This is a genomic window from Jatrophihabitans endophyticus (assembly GCF_900129455.1).
Taxonomy (GTDB): Bacteria; Actinomycetota; Actinomycetes; order Mycobacteriales; family Jatrophihabitantaceae; genus Jatrophihabitans; species Jatrophihabitans endophyticus.
This window is the reverse complement of record NZ_FQVU01000001.1, coordinates 641,609-656,498: the sequence shown is the minus strand read 5'-3', so window position 1 is coordinate 656,498 and position 14,890 is coordinate 641,609. Positions and strand designations below refer to the sequence as shown.

The following is a 14,890-nucleotide window of genomic DNA, read 5'->3' as shown; positions in this document are numbered from 1 at the left end:
GTGGCTGCCGAGATCTCGCCGAAGGCCAAGTGGTGGCTCTTCGTGGCGTCGTTGCCGATCATCCTCTACACGCTGCTGCCGATCGGCTGGATCGTCTCGCTCTCGTTGAAGCCCAGCGCGGACATCGCCGACCGCAACTACTTCCCGCGCGACTACACATGGTCGAGCTACTCCTACATCTTCACCGGCCGCGGCGGTGACCTCTTCATCCCGGCGTTGTTCAACTCGATCGGCATCTGCCTGATCGCCACCGTGGTCGCGGTCGTGCTGTCCGCGTTCTGCGCCTACGGTATCGCCCGGCTCGAGTTCCCGGGCAAGAAGCTGGTGCTCAACGCGGCGCTGCTGACCGCGTTCTTCCCGGCGATCAGCATCGTGACGCCGCTGTTCAACCTGTGGCGCGACATCGGCCTCTACAACACCTGGCCCGGCCTCATCATCCCGTACCTCTCGCTGACGCTGCCGCTGTCGATCTGGACGCTCACCGCGTTCTTCCGACAGATCCCGTGGGAGATGGAGCAGGCCGCGCAGGTCGACGGCGCCACCAGCTGGCAGGCGTTCCGCAAGGTGGTGCTGCCGCTGGCCGCGCCGGGCGTCTTCACCACGGCGATCATCGCGTTCTTCACCGCGTGGAACGACTTCGTGTACGCGACCTCGCTGTCCTCGACGCCGGGCAAGACCGGGCACTTCGACGGCGCGCAGACCGTGCCTGCCGCGTTGAGCTTCTTCTCCGGCCCGTCGCAGTTCATCCCGCCGACCGGCTACGTCGCCGCCGCCTCCATGGTGGTCACGATCCCGGTCGTCATCCTCGTCCTCATCTTCCAGAAGCGCATCGTCACCGGCCTCACCGCCGGCGCCGTGAAGGGGTAGGCAGCACATGTCCACGATCGAGATGCACAACATCACCAAGGTCTACGGCGACGGCTTCCAGGCCGTGACCGACGTGAACATCGACGTCGCCGACGGCGAGTTCCTGATCCTCGTCGGGCCGTCGGGGTCGGGGAAGTCCACGCTGCTGCGGATGATCGTCGGCCTGGAGGACATATCCAGCGGCGACATGATCATCGACGGCTCCCGGGTCAACGACCGCGCACCGCGCGACCGCAACCTGTCGATGGTGTTCCAGAACTACGCGCTCTACCCCCATCTCACCGTCTTCGAGAACATCGCCTTCCCGCTGCGACTGTCCAAGAACAAGGCGAACGAGGAGCAGATCCGCAAGCAGGTCGACGACATCGCCGACGTCCTCGAGCTGCGCGAGCACCTGCAGCGCAAGCCCGCGAACCTCTCCGGTGGGCAGCGGCAGCGCGTCGCGATGGGGCGCGCCATCATCCGCCAGGCCAGCGCGTTCCTGTTCGACGAGCCGTTGTCGAACCTCGACGCGAAGCTGCGCGGCCAGATGCGCACCGAGATCGCCCGGCTGCAGCGGCGGTTGGGCATCACCACCGTCTACGTCACGCACGACCAGACCGAGGCGATGACGCTGGGGGACCGCGTCGCCGTCCTGCGCCGTGGTGTGCTGCAGCAGGTGGCCAGCCCGCGCGAGCTCTACGAGCAGCCGGTGAACCTCTTCGTAGCGGGCTTCATCGGCTCGCCGCCGATGAACTTCCTCCCCGCGACGGTCGGCGACGGCGTCCTGGAGATGCCGTTCACCCAGATCCCGACGCCGGAGCCGGTCGCGGCCGCCAAGAGCAAGGGCGACCTCGTCATCGTCGGCATCCGCCCCGAGGCGTTCGAGGACGTCGCGCTGGTCGAGGACCACCAGCGCTCGCGCGGCATCACGTTCACCGCGCCGGTAGACGTCACCGAGTGGCTGGGCAACGAGAAGTACGCCTACCTGCCCTTCGAGCCGCACCCGGAGGTGCAGGCCGCGCTCAACGAGCTCGACCGCGAGCTCGACGGCGAGGCGATGCGCACGCAGCTGGTCGTCTCGCTCGACGGCGCCAGCAAGGTCCGCCAGGGCGACGAGGCGCAGCTGTGGTTCGACCCGGCATCCGCCCACGTCTTCGACGCCCAGAGCGGCCAGAACCTGACGCGCAACGAGGAGCGGGCCGCCCAGATCGCCCAGGAGTCCGAGGACGACCGGCGTCGTGAGCTCGACCGGGCACAGCAGCGGGAGGCGGCCCCCGCCGGCGTCTGAACGGGAATGCGGGGGTGGCCCGCGGCGTTGTGCCGGTCGGTTTGGTCGGCCGTCCCTGCCAGTGGCAGACTGGACGGTCGGTACGACCGGTCGGCGCAGCGGGCGTCGGCCACCACCACCCGGCTCCGGTTCACGCACCGTGCCCGCACCGTGCGACCCGGCGGCCCCAGAAGGGAACCAGCGACATGCGCGAAGGCATTCACCCCGACTACGTCACCACGCAGGTGACCTGCAGCTGCGGCAACACGTTCACCACCCGCAGCACCGCGAAGAACGGCGTCCTCACTGCCGACGTCTGCTCGGCCTGCCACCCGTTCTACACGGGCAAGCAGAAGATCATGGACGTCGGCGGCCGCGTCGACAAGTTCGAGAAGCGCTACGGCAAGCGCGTCCGGAACTCCTAGCTCCACCGACGGCGCTCGTCCTGATCCTGGACGGGCGCCGTTCGCGTGTCCCAGACGACTGGCGACTTCCCCCGCCGACTGGCGACCTCTCGCCCGACTGGCGAGCTGTAGGTCGCCAGTCGGAGCGTAGGTCGCCAGTCGGCGTCGGAAGTCGCCAGTGAACGAGAGTGGGTCGGGATGAGCGAGCCGGGGCGGCTGCCCGAGCTGGTGGCCGAGTACGGCGAGGTCGAGGCGGCGCTGGCCGACCCGGCCGTGCACGCCGACGCCGCGCGCGCCCGCAAGCTCGGCCGCCGCTTCGCCGAGCTCGGCCCGATCAAGGCCGCAGCCGACGAGCTGGCCGCCGCCCGGGACGACCTCGTCGCGGCGCGCGAGCTCGCGGCCGAGGACGCCTCGTTCGCCGCCGAGGCGGCCGCGCTGCAGGTCCGTATCGGCGAGGTCGAGGAACGGCTGCGCCGCCTGCTGCTGCCGCGCGACCCGAACGACGGCAAGGACGTGCTCCTCGAGATCAAGGCGGGCGAGGGCGGCGACGAGTCGGCGCTGTTCGCCGGCGACCTGCTGCGGATGTACCTGCGCTACGCCGAACGGCAGGGCTGGCAGACCGAGGTGCTCGACAACGAGCCCACGGACCTCGGCGGGACCAAGTCGGCGACGCTCGCCGTCCGTGCCCGCCGCTCCGAGCACGCCGTCTGGGCGCAGCTGAAGTTCGAGGGCGGCGTGCACCGCGTCCAGCGGGTGCCGGCCACCGAGTCGCAGGGACGCATCCACACCTCGGCCGCAGGGGTGCTGGTGCTGCCCGAGGCCGAGGAGATCGACGTCGAGATCGACCCCAACGACCTGCGCATCGACGTCTACCGCTCCTCGGGGCCGGGCGGCCAGAGCGTCAACACCACCGACTCCGCGGTCCGCATCACCCACGTGCCCACCGGCACGGTGGTGAGCATGCAGAACGAGAAGAGCCAGCTGCAGAACCGCGAGGCGGCGATGCGGGTGCTGCGGGCCCGGCTGCTGGCCGCCGCGCAGGACGAGGCCGACGCCGCCGCCTCCGACGCCCGCCGCTCGCAGGTGCGCACCGTCGACCGCTCCGAGCGGGTCCGCACCTACAACTTCCCGGAGAACCGCATCAGCGACCACCGGGTCGGCTTCAAGGCCTACAACCTCGATCAGGTGCTCGACGGGGCGCTGGACAACGTGATCGCGGCGCTGCAGCACGCCGACACCGAGGCCCTGCTCGCCGGTCAGACCGGCTGACCCGTGCCGGCCGTCCGCGAGCTGCTGGCCGAGGCGACGACCCGGCTCGCGGCCTCGGGGGTGGGCAGCGCGCGCGTCGACGCCGAACTGCTGCTCGCCCACGTGCTCGGCGTCACCCGCGCACGGCTCCCGTTGCGCGACGCGGTGACACCGGCCGAGGCCCGCGACTACGACGTCGCGCTCGACCGGCGGGCCGCCCGTGAACCGCTGCAGCACATCACCGGCACCGCCCCGTTCCGCCACGTGGAGCTCGCCGTCGGGCCGGGTGTGTTCGTCCCGCGGCCGGAGACCGAGTTGCTGGTCGACGCCGTCCTGCCGCACCTGCGCGGCCTCGACCGCCCCGAGGTCGTCGACCTCTGCGCCGGGTCGGGTGCACTGGCCGTCGCCGTCGCCGACGAGCTGCCCACGGCCGCGGTCACCGCGGTCGAGCGCTCGCCCGCCGCGCTGCCGTGGCTGCGACGCAACACGGCCGGCACGCGCGTGACGGTGATCGCCGCCGACGTCGGCGACGACGACGCGCTCCGGCCGCTGGCCGGCCGGGTCGACGCCGTCGTCGCCAACCCGCCCTACGTTCCGCTCGCGAGCCCGGTCGACCCCGAGGTCCGCGCCGATCCGCCGGAGGCGGTGTTCGGCGGGAGCGACGGCCTCGACGTCGTGGCGACGGTGATCGGACGGGCCGCGACGCTGCTGCGGCCCGGGGGGGTGCTCGCCGTCGAGCACGACGACACCCACGGCACGACGGTCCCCGCCCTGCTGCGCGCGGACGGCCGATGGCAGGCGATCGAGGCGCGAAGCGACCTCGCCGGGCGGCCGCGCTACGCGCTCGCACGGCGCGGTGAGGCAGGATGACGCCGTGGCCCTGTTCTTCCACTGCGGCGACCCCGACGTCCGCGACGACGCGATCGCGAGCGCGGCCCACAGCGTCGCGTCGGGCGAGCTGGTCGTGCTGCCCACCGACACCGTCTACGGCATCGGCGCCGACGCGTTCGACGCGGTGGCGGTCGCCGACCTGCTGCGGGCGAAGGGGCGCGGGCGTGACATGCCCGTCCCCGTCCTGGTCGGCTCGTGGTCGACCATCGACGGGTTGGTGACGTCCGTCGACGGCCGCACGCGGGAGCTGGTCGAGGCGTTCTGGCCAGGGGGGCTCACCATCGTCGTCCGGCACGCGCCGTCGCTGACCTGGGATCTCGGGGACGCCCGCGGCACCGTCGCGCTGCGCATGCCCCTGCACCCGGTGGCGATCGAACTGCTCGAACGGACCGGCCCCATGGCGGTGTCGAGTGCCAACCGCTCGGGGCAGCCGCCGGCGCAGACCGCCGCCGAGGCGCGCGCGCAGCTCGGCGAGGACGTCGCCGTGTACCTCGAGGACGGCCCGGCCGCCGCCGGCAGGGCCTCCACGATCGTGGACATGTCCGGCGAGCAGCCCCGCGTGCTGCGGGTCGGTGGCGTCACCGAGCAGCAGCTGCGCGAGGTCGTGCCCGACATCGTCGGGCCCGCTACGGGGAGCACCGGGCCGGCGTCTCCGGCGTCTCCGGCGTCTCCGGCGTCTCCGGCGTCGGCGCCGCCGGCGCGGCGGCCGCGGCCGTCCCCCGGCGGACGCCCCTGATGCCCACCCATCCGAGTCTCGAGTACGTCCTCGTCGGCTGCGTCGCGGCGGTCGTCACCTTCCTGCTGACCCCGGTGGCCCGGCGCGTGGCGATCCGCTGCGGTGCGCTCGCGATGCCGCGCGACCGGGACGTCCACGCCGTCGCGACACCGCGCATGGGTGGCGTCGCGATCTTCGCCGGCCTCGCGCTCGCGTTCTTCGTGGCCGCGCGCCTGCCGACGCTGCACCAGGCGTTCGAGGCCGGCCCGGTGATGCCGTGGGTGATCGGCTCGGCCGCCATCATCTGCCTGCTCGGCGTCATCGACGACCGGTGGGAGCTCGACTCGCTCACCAAGCTCGCGGGCCAGGTCCTGGCCACCGGGCTGATGGTCACGCTCGGGGGCGTGCAGCTCGGCGCCGTGCCGATCCCGTGGGGCGACAGTGGCACGTTCGTCCTGGGCCAGGACCTCTCGGTGCCGGTGACCATCCTGCTGACGCTGGTGACGATCAACGCCCTCAACTTCATCGACGGGCTGGACGGACTGGCGGCGGGGGTGTCGGCGATCTCCGCGAGCGCCTTCGCGCTGTTCTCCTTCCACGTGACCCAGCAGGGTTTCCAGACGGCCGGCGCCGCGCCGACCCTGCTCGCCGCGGGGCTCGCGGGCGCCTGCGTGGGTTTCCTGCCGCACAACTTCTGGCCGGCCAAGGTCTTCATGGGCGACTCGGGCTCGATGCTCGTCGGCATGATCCTGTCGGCGTCGGCCGTCTCGGCCACGAACACCGCCGACCCGCAGGTCTTCACCAAGACCTCGTTCGGCGGCCTGGCGCTGCTGCTGCCGCTCTTCGTGCCCCTGTCGATCCTCGCGCTGCCGTTCGTCGACCTGCTGCTCGCGGTGGTGCGCCGGGTGCGCAGGGGGCGTTCGCCCTTCGCGCCGGACAAGCAGCACCTGCACCACCGCCTGCTGGAGATGGGGCACAGCCACCGCCGCGCCGTGCTGCTGCTGTACTTCTGGTCGGCGCTGATCGCCTTCACCGGTGTCGCGCTGTCCTACGCCGAGGGCCGGGTGCTGGTCCTGACCGGCCTCGCCGTGCTCGTCGTGCTCGGCCTGTTCGTCTCGCTCGTTCCCGCGCGGCGGTTCCGCTCGAGCCGCCGGCGGGACCGGCGGCGCCCGCCCGCCCGGGTGTGAGACACCGCGGCGCCGGTCGCGTCGACCGACCCCGTGCAGGCTCACCGCCGCCGTCCCTGTAATCTCTCAGGTGAGAGCGGAGGCGTCGATGGCCCCTGAGTCCCCGAGCTGGACGTCCCTGCTGGGTATGGGCGCCGTCATCGCCGCGCAGCTCGCCGTCGGGGTGGCCCTCGGGCTCCTCCTCGACTCCCAGTTATCGACAAGCCCCATATTCGTCCTCGCGGGAATCGCGGTCGGCCTGGCCGGCGGCGTCGTCTACGCGGTGACCGAGTTCCGCAAGTACCTGCGCAACGGCCAACAGTGAGATCGGCCGGCAGGCGCAGGACCTGAGCACGTCAGCAGTGACCACAGCGAAGTGACCACGGAAAGCGAGTGTTGACTGATCGTGGATCCGGTCGTGTACACCCCGGCTTCCGCCACGGCGAACCTGCGTCGCTCGACCGTCATCGGGGTCGCCCTGGGCGCCGTCGCCATCGCGGTGACGTCGATGCAGGGGCATCCGTGGATGGGTGCCTTCGGGCTGCTCGGCATCGTGCTGGGCGCGCTCAACAACCTGATGCTGCAGAAGGCGGTCGTCCGCCGCGCCACCGGAGAGCTCTCGCCCAAGCGGTTCACCGGCAGCGTCGCCGGCCGGCTCGGCAGCGTCACGCTGCTCGCCGTCGCCCTCGCCGTGGCCGTCCGGCCCGACGGGCTGGGCACCTTCGTCGGCCTCGCGGTGTTCCAGGTCCTGATGCTCGTCGGCGCCGCGCTCCCGGTCTTCCGTAGTCTGCGACCGACGACATGACCGCCCCCGTGAGCCCCGCGTCCGCGTCGCCCGCCGTCGAGGAGACCCGATGAGCACCGTCCCCCTGGCCGAGATCGACATCCAGCCCGGCCACCACAAGATCGTGTGGAAGCTCGGCGCCATCACGCTGCACGGCGACACGATCATCGCCACCGTGATCGCCGGCGCGATCATCCTGGCGTTGGGCTTCTGGATGCGGCGCCGGCTCTCGGTCCGCCAGCCCGGCGGCGTCCAGCTGTTCTTCGAGACCGTCAGCAAGCAGGTCGAGGACCAGGTCGAGAGCTCGATGGGCATCCGCACCGCGCCGTGGGTCGTCCCACTGGCGATGGCGCTGTTCCTCTTCATCCTGTTCGCCAACTGGCTGTCGCTGATCCCGACCAAGGAGTACATCCCGCCGCCGGCGTCGGACCCCAACACCACCTACGCGCTCGCCATCCTGGTCATCCTCACCATGCACGTCATGGGGGTGAAGAAGAACGGGCTGAAGTACTACGCCCACATCTTCGAGAAGCCCCGCGCGCTGATCCCACTGCGGATCGTCGAGGAGATCGTCAAGCCGGTCACGCTGGCGCTGCGTCTGTTCGGCAACATCTTCGCCGGCACGATCATGATCGCGATCATCGTGGCGCTGCCGACCACCGTCCTGTGGATCCCCGAGATCCTGTGGAAGCTGTTCGACGCGTTCATCGGTCTGATCCAGGCGTTCATCTTCGCCCTGCTGACCGTGCTGTACCTGTCGTCGCTGAACCCGCACGCGTCGCATCCCGAGGAGCAGCCCGGTACGCCGGGCGACGCCGAGTCGCGGGTCTCCACGACCAAGGAGGCCGCACACTGACCACGACACCTGCCCCACCCGCCGACAGCCGTCGGTCACTCTCAGTTCGCATCACCAACCAGAAAGACGGATGAGGTAAAGACATGGCATTGGACGGAAACGTCGAGATCATCGGCGGCCTGGTCGGCGGCGGCCTCGCCCTCGGCGGCGGCGCGATCGGCGCCGGCATCGGTGACGGCATCGCCGGCGCCTCGCTGATCCAGGGCGTCGCCCGCCAGCCGGAGGCCCAGAGTCAGCTGCAGACGCTGTTCTTCCTGACCGTCGGTCTGGTCGAGGCGGCGTACTTCATCAACCTGGCCTTCGCCGCCGTCTTCGCGTTCGTGCTGGGCTCGGGAAGCTAGTAGCCCATGGCTGCCACGGAGAACGTCGCGGCAGACATCTTTCTGCTGCCCAACTACACCTTCTTCGCCGAGCTCCTGGCGTTCGTGATCATCCTCGGGATCATCGCGAAGTACATCTTGCCGCCGATCCAGAAGGCGACGCGTGAGCGTCAGGCGGTCATCCATCAGCAGATGGAGGACGCCGACGAGGCCAAGCAGAAGCTGGCCGAGGCCGAGCGGCGGCTGCAGGAGGCGTTGAACGAGGCGCGCACCGAGGCCGCGCAGATCCGCGAGAACGCGCGTGCCGAGGCGCAGCGCACCATCGAGGAGCTGCGCAAGCAGGCGCAGGACGAGGCCGCCCGCATCGTCGCCCGCGGTGACGAGCAGCTGGCCAGCCAGCGGGCCGCCATCGTGCGTGAGCTCCGCGGGGAGATCGGCGCCATCGCCGTCGAACTGTCGGAGAAGATCGTCGACCAGAAGCTGGCCGACGACCGGCAGGTGTCGGCGACCGTCGACGCGTTCCTGGCCGGTCTCGAGGCCAAGGACGACGTCGCGCGCACGACCAGCGGAGGAACGACGGCATGATGCGTTCGGCGAGCCGGCAGGCGCTGGCGGCAGTGCAGGAGCACCAGCGGTCCGTGGTCGGCGACCAGGCGTCGGCCGACACGCTCACGACGCTGGCCGAGGAGCTCTACGCCGTCGCCGGCCTGCTCGTCGCGCAGCCCCGGCTGCGGCGCACCCTCGGTGACCCCGCCACCGACCCGGACGGCCGGGCCGAGTTCGTCGGCCGGTTGCTGCAGGGCAAGATCGGCGACCAGACGCTGGACGTCGCGCGGGAAGCCGTCCGGCAGCGGTGGTCGACGCCGTTCGACCTCACCGACGCGATCGAGGGCGCCGGCGACGACGCGCTGTTCGCGGCGGCGGAGCAGGGCGGCGAGCTCACCCGGGTCGAGGACGAGCTGTTCCGTTTCGAGCGCGTCCTGCAGGCCGACGGTGAGCTGACCGGGCTGCTGGACGAGTTCACCGCGGACCCCGCCCGGCGCAACGAGCTGCTCGGCACGCTGCTCGAGGGCAAGGTGTCGTCGGTGACGCTGGCCCTGCTGCGGCACGCCGTCACGAGCGAGCGCAAGCGCAGCATCGTGCTCGCGATCGACGACCTGCTCGAGCAGGCGGCGGCCCGGCAGGAGCGGTCGGTGGCCCGCGTGGTCTCGGCCGTCGAGCTCACCGACGCCCAGACCGAACGCCTGGCGTCCGCGCTCAGCGACACCTACGGCCGGCGCATCAGCGTCCGGTCTGCGGTCGATCCCTCGCTGCGCGGGGGGCTGGTCGTGCGGATCGGCGACGAGGTCATCGACGGCAGCATCGCGACCCGGCTGGCCGGGGCGCGGGCCATGCTCGCCGGCTGACGAAGCAGACCCGCCGGCCGTGGTGCGGCCGCGCGGACAATGAACACATCGACACGGCACGAACCACGAGATTGAGGACACGTTCATGGCAGAGCTGACGATCTCCGCCGACGAGATCCGTAGCGCGATCGAGGGCTACGTCTCGTCCTACACGCCGGAGGCCTCCCGCGAGGAGGTCGGCGTGGTCGCCGAGACCGGCGACGGCATCGCCCGGGTCGAGGGCCTGCCGAGCGCGATGACCAACGAGCTGCTGGAGTTCGAGGGCGGCACGCTGGGCCTGGCGCTCAACCTCGACGTCCGCGACATCGGTGCGGTCATCCTCGGTGACGCGACCCGGATCGAGGAGGGGCAGCCGGTGAAGCGCACCGGCGAGATCCTCTCGGTGCCCGTCGGCGACGCGTACCTCGGCCGCGTCGTGAACCCGCTCGGCCAGCCGATCGACGGCAACGGCGAGATCGAGTCCGACGAGCGGCGCGCGCTCGAGCTGCAGGCGCCGACCGTGGTGCAGCGGCAGGAGGTGCGTGAGCCGCTGCTCACCGGGATCAAGGCGATCGACGCCATGACCGCCATCGGCCGCGGCCAGCGTCAGCTGATCATCGGTGACCGGCAGACCGGCAAGACCACCGTCTGCCTGGACGCGATCATCAACCAGCGCGAGAACTGGAAGACCGGCGACCCGGCCAAGCAGGTGCGCTGCATCTACGTCGCGATCGGGCAGAAGGGGTCGACTATCGCGGCCGCCCGCAACACGCTCGAGGAGGCCGGCGCGCTGGAGTACACCACCATCGTCGCCTCGCCGGCCTCGGACTCCGCGGGCTTCAAGTACCTCGCGCCCTACACCGGCTCGGCCATCGGCCAGCACTGGATGTACCAGGGCAACCACGTCCTCATCGTGTTCGACGACCTCACCAAGCAGGCCGAGGCCTACCGCGCGGTGTCGCTGCTGCTGCGCCGCCCGCCGGGCCGCGAGGCCTACCCCGGTGACGTCTTCTACCTGCACAGCCGGCTGCTGGAGCGTTGCGCGAAGCTGTCGGACGACCTCGGCGGCGGCTCGATGACGGGGCTGCCCGTGATCGAGACCAAGGGCAACGACGTGTCGGCCTACATCCCGACCAACGTCATCTCCATCACCGACGGCCAGTGCTTCCTCGAGACCGACCTGTTCAACGCGGGTGTCCGCCCGGCCATCAACGTCGGCATCTCGGTGTCGCGGGTCGGTGGTTCGGCGCAGCCGAAGGCGATGCGCGCGGTGTCGGGCCGGTTGCGCGTCGACCTCGCCCAGTACCGCGAGCTCGAGTCGTTCGCCGCGTTCGGCTCGGACCTGGACAAGGCGAGCCAGCAGCAGCTGGCCCGCGGTTCGCGCCTGGTCGAGCTGCTCAAGCAGCCGGCGGCGTCGCCGTTCCCGATCGGCCGCGAGATCGTGTCGGTCTGGGCGGGCACGTCGGGCAAGCTCGACGAGGTCGCGGTCGAGGACATCCGCCGCTTCGAGGGCGAGTTCCTCGACTACGTCCAGCACAACGCCGAGGGGCTCTACGACGAGCTCGCCGCGGCCAAGGGCTTCGACGACGAGCACGCCAACCGCCTCGAGCAGCTGATCGACGAGTTCGGCAAGCAGTTCCAGCCGACGGCCGACAAGTCCGAGAAGTAGGTCTCTCGTGGGAGCCCAGCTTCGCGTCTATCGCCGCCGCATCCGGTCGGTGAACTCGACGAAGAAGATCACCAAGGCGATGGAGCTCATCGCCGCGTCGCGCATCGTCAAGGCGCAGTCGCGGATGAACAGCGCCAAGCCCTACGCCAAGGAGCTCAGCCGCGCGCTCGCCGCGCTGAGCAGCGACAACACGCTGCGGCACCCGATGCTGACCGGGGTCGAGAACCCGCGCCGGGCCGGCATCCTGCTGATCACCAGCGACCGCGGGCTCGCCGGCGGCTACAACGCCAACGCGATCCGGCGCGCCAACGAGCTGGCCCGCCAGCTCGAGGGCGAGGGCAAGGAGGTCGACCGCTACGTCATCGGCCGCAAGGGCTCGGCGTACTTCAACTTCCGCCAGATCCCGCTCGCGGGGCAGTGGTCGGGCTTCTCCGAGCAGCCCAACTTCGCCGACGCCCGCGGCGCGACCGAGGCGGTCGTGGCGGCGCTGACCGCCACGAGCGAGGGCACCGTGGGCGGCGGCGACGACACCGACGACGGTGAGGGCGCATCGTCCGGCGGCGCGCGCGAGCAGCGCGCCGGCATCGACGAGCTGTGGGTGATCTACACCCGCTTCGTCAACTCGGTCTCGCAGACCCCGGTCGCCGTCCAGGTCTCGCCGGTCAAGGGCGCCACCGACGGCGACGACCTCGCCGACGAGCAGTCCGAGGACGGCGAGGAGGAGCAGGCCGAGGAGTCCGGCGGCCTGCCCACCCTCTACGAGTTCGAGCCGGAGCCGGCGTCGCTGATCGCGGCGATCCTGCCGCGCTACATCAGCTCGCGGATCTTCTCCGCGTTGCTGGAGTCCGCGGCGTCGGAGTCCGCGGCCCGCCGCCGGGCGATGAAGTCGGCGAGCGACAACGCCACCGACCTCATCAAGACGTTCACCCGGCTCGCCAACGAGGCGCGCCAAGCCGAGATCACCCAGGAAATCAGCGAGATCGTCGGCGGCGCCGATGCTCTCGCCGCGACAGGGAGTGCAGAATGACCGCCGTAGAAGAGCAGCAGGACACCACGAGCGGCGCGGCGACCGGCGGCCGCGTCGTCCGCGTCATCGGCCCGGTCGTCGACGTGGAGTTCGGGCGCAACACGATCCCCGACCTCAACCAGGCGCTGACGACCGAGATCGAGCTGGGCGAGCTGTCCAAGACGCTCACCCTCGAGGTCGCGCAGCACATCGGCGACGACATGGTCCGCACGATCGCGCTGCAGCCGACCGACGGCCTGGTCCGCGGTGCCGAGGTCCGCGACACCGGGGCGCCCATCAGCGTGCCCGTCGGTGACGTCACCAAGGGCCACGTGTTCAACGCCCTCGGCGAGCCGCTGGACGTGAAGGCGTCCGACCTGGACATCCAGGAGCGCTGGCCGATCCACCGCGACCCGCCGCCCTTCGACCAGCTCGAGTCCAAGACCGAGCCGTTCTGGACGGGGATCAAGGTCATCGACCTGCTGACGCCCTACGTGGTCGGCGGCAAGATCGGCCTGTTCGGCGGTGCCGGCGTCGGCAAGACCGTGCTCATCCAGGAGATGATCTACCGCGTCGCCGAGAACTTCGGTGGTGTGTCGGTGTTCGCCGGCGTCGGCGAGCGGACCCGCGAGGGCAACGACCTCATCGCCGAGATGACCGAGTCCGGCGTCATCGAGAAGACCGCCCTGGTCTTCGGCCAGATGGACGAGCCGCCGGGCACCCGGCTGCGGGTCGCCCTGTCGGCGCTGACCATGGCCGAGTACTTCCGCGACGTGCAGAAGCAGGACGTGCTGCTGTTCATCGACAACATCTTCCGGTTCACGCAGGCCGGTTCCGAGGTGTCGACGCTGCTCGGCCGCATGCCCTCCGCCGTGGGCTACCAGCCCACCCTGGCCGACGAGATGGGCCAGCTGCAGGAGCGGATCACCTCGACGCGTGGTCACTCGATCACCTCGATGCAGGCGATCTACGTGCCCGCCGACGACATCACCGACCCGGCGCCGCACACCACGTTCGCCCACCTCGACGCCACCACGACCCTGTCGCGGCCGGTGTCGGAGAAGGGCATCTACCCGGCGGTGGACCCGCTCGACTCGACGTCGCGCATCCTGGACGCGCAGTACATCGGCCAGGAGCACTACGACGTCGCGCAGCAGACCAAGCAGATCCTGCAGCGCTACAAGGAGCTCCAGGACATCATCGCCATCCTCGGCATCGACGAGCTCTCCGAGGAGGACAAGGTGACCGTGCAGCGGGCGCGTCGCATCGAGCGCTTCCTGTCGCAGAACACCTTCGTGGCCGAGCAGTTCACCGGCATCCCCGGCTCGTTCGTCCCGGTCGAGGAGACGGTGGACGCGTTCAAGCGGCTCGCCGCCGGCGACTTCGACGACTACCCGGAGCAGGCGTTCTTCATGTGCGGTGGCCTCGAGGACCTCGAGCGCAAGGCCGACGAGCTCAAGAAGGCCTGATCCAGCGATGAGCGCTCGCGCGAAGAGCCAGGAGATCTAGTGGCGACGATGCACGTGGAGCTCGTCTCCATCGAGGCGCCGATCTGGTCGGGTGAGGCGACGGCGGTCTTCGGCCGCACCGTGGCCGGCCAGATCGGCATCCTGCCCGGTCACGCGCCGCTGCTCGGCGCGCTGGCTCCCGGGTTCCCGGTACGGATCGAGGCCGAGGGCGGCGAGACGCTGAACGTCGCCGTCCACGGCGGCTTCCTCTCGGTGCGCAAGGACGGCGTGTCCGTGCTGGCCGAGCAGGCCGAGCTCGCCGAGGACATCGACGTCGCTCGGGCCAAGCAGGCCCTCGACTCGGCCGACCCGGACGCGGGAGCGGAACAGGCCGCGGCGCGGGACCGGGCACTGTCCCGGTTACGCGCCACCGGCGAGCAGGTCTGACCCACCCGAGACCCCGACAGCCGTGCACACCGTCGATCTGATCGCCGTGTGCGCGGCTGTTCTCGTGGTGTGCGCGTTCGCGTTCGTGCTCGCCCGGCAGCGCTACATGCTGCGGTTGTCCGGCGCGGTGCCCTTCGCCGTCCAGCGTGGACAGCGCTGGCTCTACGGCATCGGCCGCTACCAGGGCGGTGAGCTGCGCTGGTACCGCGCGCTGGGCGTGGGGACCCGGCCGTCACGGGTGTTGCGACAGGGGCAGGTCGAGGTGCTGGCCCGCCGCACCCGGCTGCCGGCAGAGGCGAACTCGCTCCCGCCGAGCGCCGTCATCGTCGAATGTCGAGCCGAGGGTGAGACCTTCTCCCTCGCCCTGGGCGAGAGCGCCTACACCGGGTTCGTCTCCTGGCTGGAGTCCTCCGCGCCGCGGGCTTGACGGGGGTC

Annotated in this window: 18 protein-coding genes; all 18 read left to right on the top strand. The window is 70.9% G+C overall.

What is annotated here, in order from left to right; translation table 11 throughout:
- The 18 genes from BUE29_RS03050 (at position 1) to BUE29_RS02965 (ending at position 14,882) form a co-directional block, all read left to right on the top strand.
- Entirely contained in the window at positions 1–867 is an 867-nt protein-coding gene (locus BUE29_RS03050; protein ID WP_143167950.1) for a carbohydrate ABC transporter permease, read from the top strand.
- A gap of 7 nt (positions 868–874) precedes the next feature.
- Entirely contained in the window at positions 875–2,137 is a 1,263-nt protein-coding gene (locus BUE29_RS03045) for an ABC transporter ATP-binding protein (RefSeq protein WP_073385734.1), read from the top strand.
- A gap of 185 nt (positions 2,138–2,322) precedes the next feature.
- A complete protein-coding gene (gene rpmE / locus BUE29_RS03040) occupies positions 2,323–2,541 on the top strand; it encodes a 50S ribosomal protein L31 (RefSeq protein ID WP_073385731.1) in 219 nt (72 codons plus the stop codon).
- A 177-nt stretch (positions 2,542–2,718) separates the two neighbouring features.
- On the top strand, positions 2,719–3,789 hold the full coding sequence (gene prfA / locus BUE29_RS03035; protein WP_073385728.1) for a peptide chain release factor 1: 1,071 nt from the start codon (positions 2,719–2,721) through the stop codon (positions 3,787–3,789).
- Between the two features lie 3 nt (positions 3,790–3,792).
- Entirely contained in the window at positions 3,793–4,638 is an 846-nt protein-coding gene (gene prmC, locus BUE29_RS03030) for a peptide chain release factor N(5)-glutamine methyltransferase (RefSeq protein ID WP_200800008.1), read from the top strand.
- A gap of 4 nt (positions 4,639–4,642) precedes the next feature.
- Positions 4,643–5,395, top strand: coding sequence for an L-threonylcarbamoyladenylate synthase (locus BUE29_RS03025; RefSeq protein ID WP_073385724.1), 753 nt, complete (start codon positions 4,643–4,645; stop codon positions 5,393–5,395).
- On the top strand, positions 5,395–6,561 hold the full coding sequence (locus BUE29_RS03020; protein ID WP_073385721.1) for a glycosyltransferase family 4 protein: 1,167 nt from the start codon (positions 5,395–5,397) through the stop codon (positions 6,559–6,561). Before BUE29_RS03025 ends, BUE29_RS03020 begins: the two co-directional genes overlap by 1 nt.
- Positions 6,562–6,649: 88 nt before the next feature.
- The gene (locus BUE29_RS03015; RefSeq protein ID WP_143167949.1) at positions 6,650–6,865 is read left to right on the top strand and encodes an AtpZ/AtpI family protein; all 216 of its coding nucleotides are present in this window, start codon (positions 6,650–6,652) and stop codon (positions 6,863–6,865) included.
- 93 nt (positions 6,866–6,958) lie between these two features.
- Positions 6,959–7,345: an ATP synthase subunit I gene (locus BUE29_RS03010; RefSeq protein WP_143167948.1), complete on the top strand. Its 387-nt coding sequence runs from the start codon at positions 6,959–6,961 to the stop codon at positions 7,343–7,345.
- 49 nt (positions 7,346–7,394) lie between these two features.
- Positions 7,395–8,180 (top strand): F0F1 ATP synthase subunit A, encoded by a 786-nt coding sequence (gene atpB / locus BUE29_RS03005; protein WP_073385712.1) that lies wholly within the window; start codon positions 7,395–7,397, stop codon positions 8,178–8,180.
- 83 nt (positions 8,181–8,263) lie between these two features.
- Positions 8,264–8,521 (top strand): ATP synthase F0 subunit C, encoded by a 258-nt coding sequence (gene atpE / locus BUE29_RS03000; protein WP_073385709.1) that lies wholly within the window; start codon positions 8,264–8,266, stop codon positions 8,519–8,521.
- Between the two features lie 6 nt (positions 8,522–8,527).
- Positions 8,528–9,085, top strand: coding sequence for a F0F1 ATP synthase subunit B (locus BUE29_RS02995; protein ID WP_073385706.1), 558 nt, complete (start codon positions 8,528–8,530; stop codon positions 9,083–9,085).
- Complete coding sequence (locus BUE29_RS02990; protein ID WP_084180638.1) at positions 9,082–9,906, top strand: F0F1 ATP synthase subunit delta; 825 nt, start codon at positions 9,082–9,084, stop codon at positions 9,904–9,906. The genes BUE29_RS02995 and BUE29_RS02990 overlap by 4 nt, the downstream gene beginning before the upstream one ends.
- Before the next feature lie 85 nt (positions 9,907–9,991).
- A complete protein-coding gene (gene atpA / locus BUE29_RS02985; RefSeq protein ID WP_073385701.1) occupies positions 9,992–11,554 on the top strand; it encodes a F0F1 ATP synthase subunit alpha in 1,563 nt (520 codons plus the stop codon).
- Positions 11,555–11,561: 7 nt separating this feature from the next.
- On the top strand, positions 11,562–12,581 hold the full coding sequence (locus tag BUE29_RS02980) for a F0F1 ATP synthase subunit gamma (RefSeq protein WP_073385697.1): 1,020 nt from the start codon (positions 11,562–11,564) through the stop codon (positions 12,579–12,581).
- Entirely contained in the window at positions 12,578–14,029 is a 1,452-nt protein-coding gene (gene atpD, locus BUE29_RS02975; RefSeq protein ID WP_073385693.1) for a F0F1 ATP synthase subunit beta, read from the top strand. The genes BUE29_RS02980 and atpD overlap by 4 nt, the downstream gene beginning before the upstream one ends.
- 39 nt (positions 14,030–14,068) lie before the next feature.
- Positions 14,069–14,455, top strand: a complete 387-nt coding sequence (locus tag BUE29_RS02970) for a F0F1 ATP synthase subunit epsilon (protein WP_073385690.1) — start codon at positions 14,069–14,071, stop codon at positions 14,453–14,455.
- A 22-nt stretch (positions 14,456–14,477) separates the two neighbouring features.
- Positions 14,478–14,882, top strand: a complete 405-nt coding sequence (locus BUE29_RS02965) for a DUF2550 domain-containing protein (RefSeq protein ID WP_073385687.1) — start codon at positions 14,478–14,480, stop codon at positions 14,880–14,882.
- The last annotated feature ends 8 nt before the right edge of the window (positions 14,883–14,890 follow it).

Bases quoted from the DNA above. Each gene is read 5' to 3' on its own strand.
- BUE29_RS03045 (WP_073385734.1), top strand. From the start codon at position 875: ATGTCCACGATCGAGATGCACAACATCACCAAGGTCTACGGCGACGGC.
- rpmE (WP_073385731.1), top strand. From the start codon at position 2,323: ATGCGCGAAGGCATTCACCCCGACTACGTCACCACGCAGGTGACCTGC.
- prfA (WP_073385728.1), top strand. From the start codon at position 2,719: ATGAGCGAGCCGGGGCGGCTGCCCGAGCTGGTGGCCGAGTACGGCGAG.
- BUE29_RS03020 (WP_073385721.1), top strand. From the start codon at position 5,395: ATGCCCACCCATCCGAGTCTCGAGTACGTCCTCGTCGGCTGCGTCGCG.
- BUE29_RS03015 (WP_143167949.1), top strand. From the start codon at position 6,650: ATGGCCCCTGAGTCCCCGAGCTGGACGTCCCTGCTGGGTATGGGCGCC.
- atpB (WP_073385712.1), top strand. From the start codon at position 7,395: ATGAGCACCGTCCCCCTGGCCGAGATCGACATCCAGCCCGGCCACCAC.
- atpE (WP_073385709.1), top strand. From the start codon at position 8,264: ATGGCATTGGACGGAAACGTCGAGATCATCGGCGGCCTGGTCGGCGGC.
- BUE29_RS02995 (WP_073385706.1), top strand. From the start codon at position 8,528: ATGGCTGCCACGGAGAACGTCGCGGCAGACATCTTTCTGCTGCCCAAC.
- BUE29_RS02990 (WP_084180638.1), top strand. From the start codon at position 9,082: ATGATGCGTTCGGCGAGCCGGCAGGCGCTGGCGGCAGTGCAGGAGCAC.
- atpA (WP_073385701.1), top strand. From the start codon at position 9,992: ATGGCAGAGCTGACGATCTCCGCCGACGAGATCCGTAGCGCGATCGAG.
- atpD (WP_073385693.1), top strand. From the start codon at position 12,578: ATGACCGCCGTAGAAGAGCAGCAGGACACCACGAGCGGCGCGGCGACC.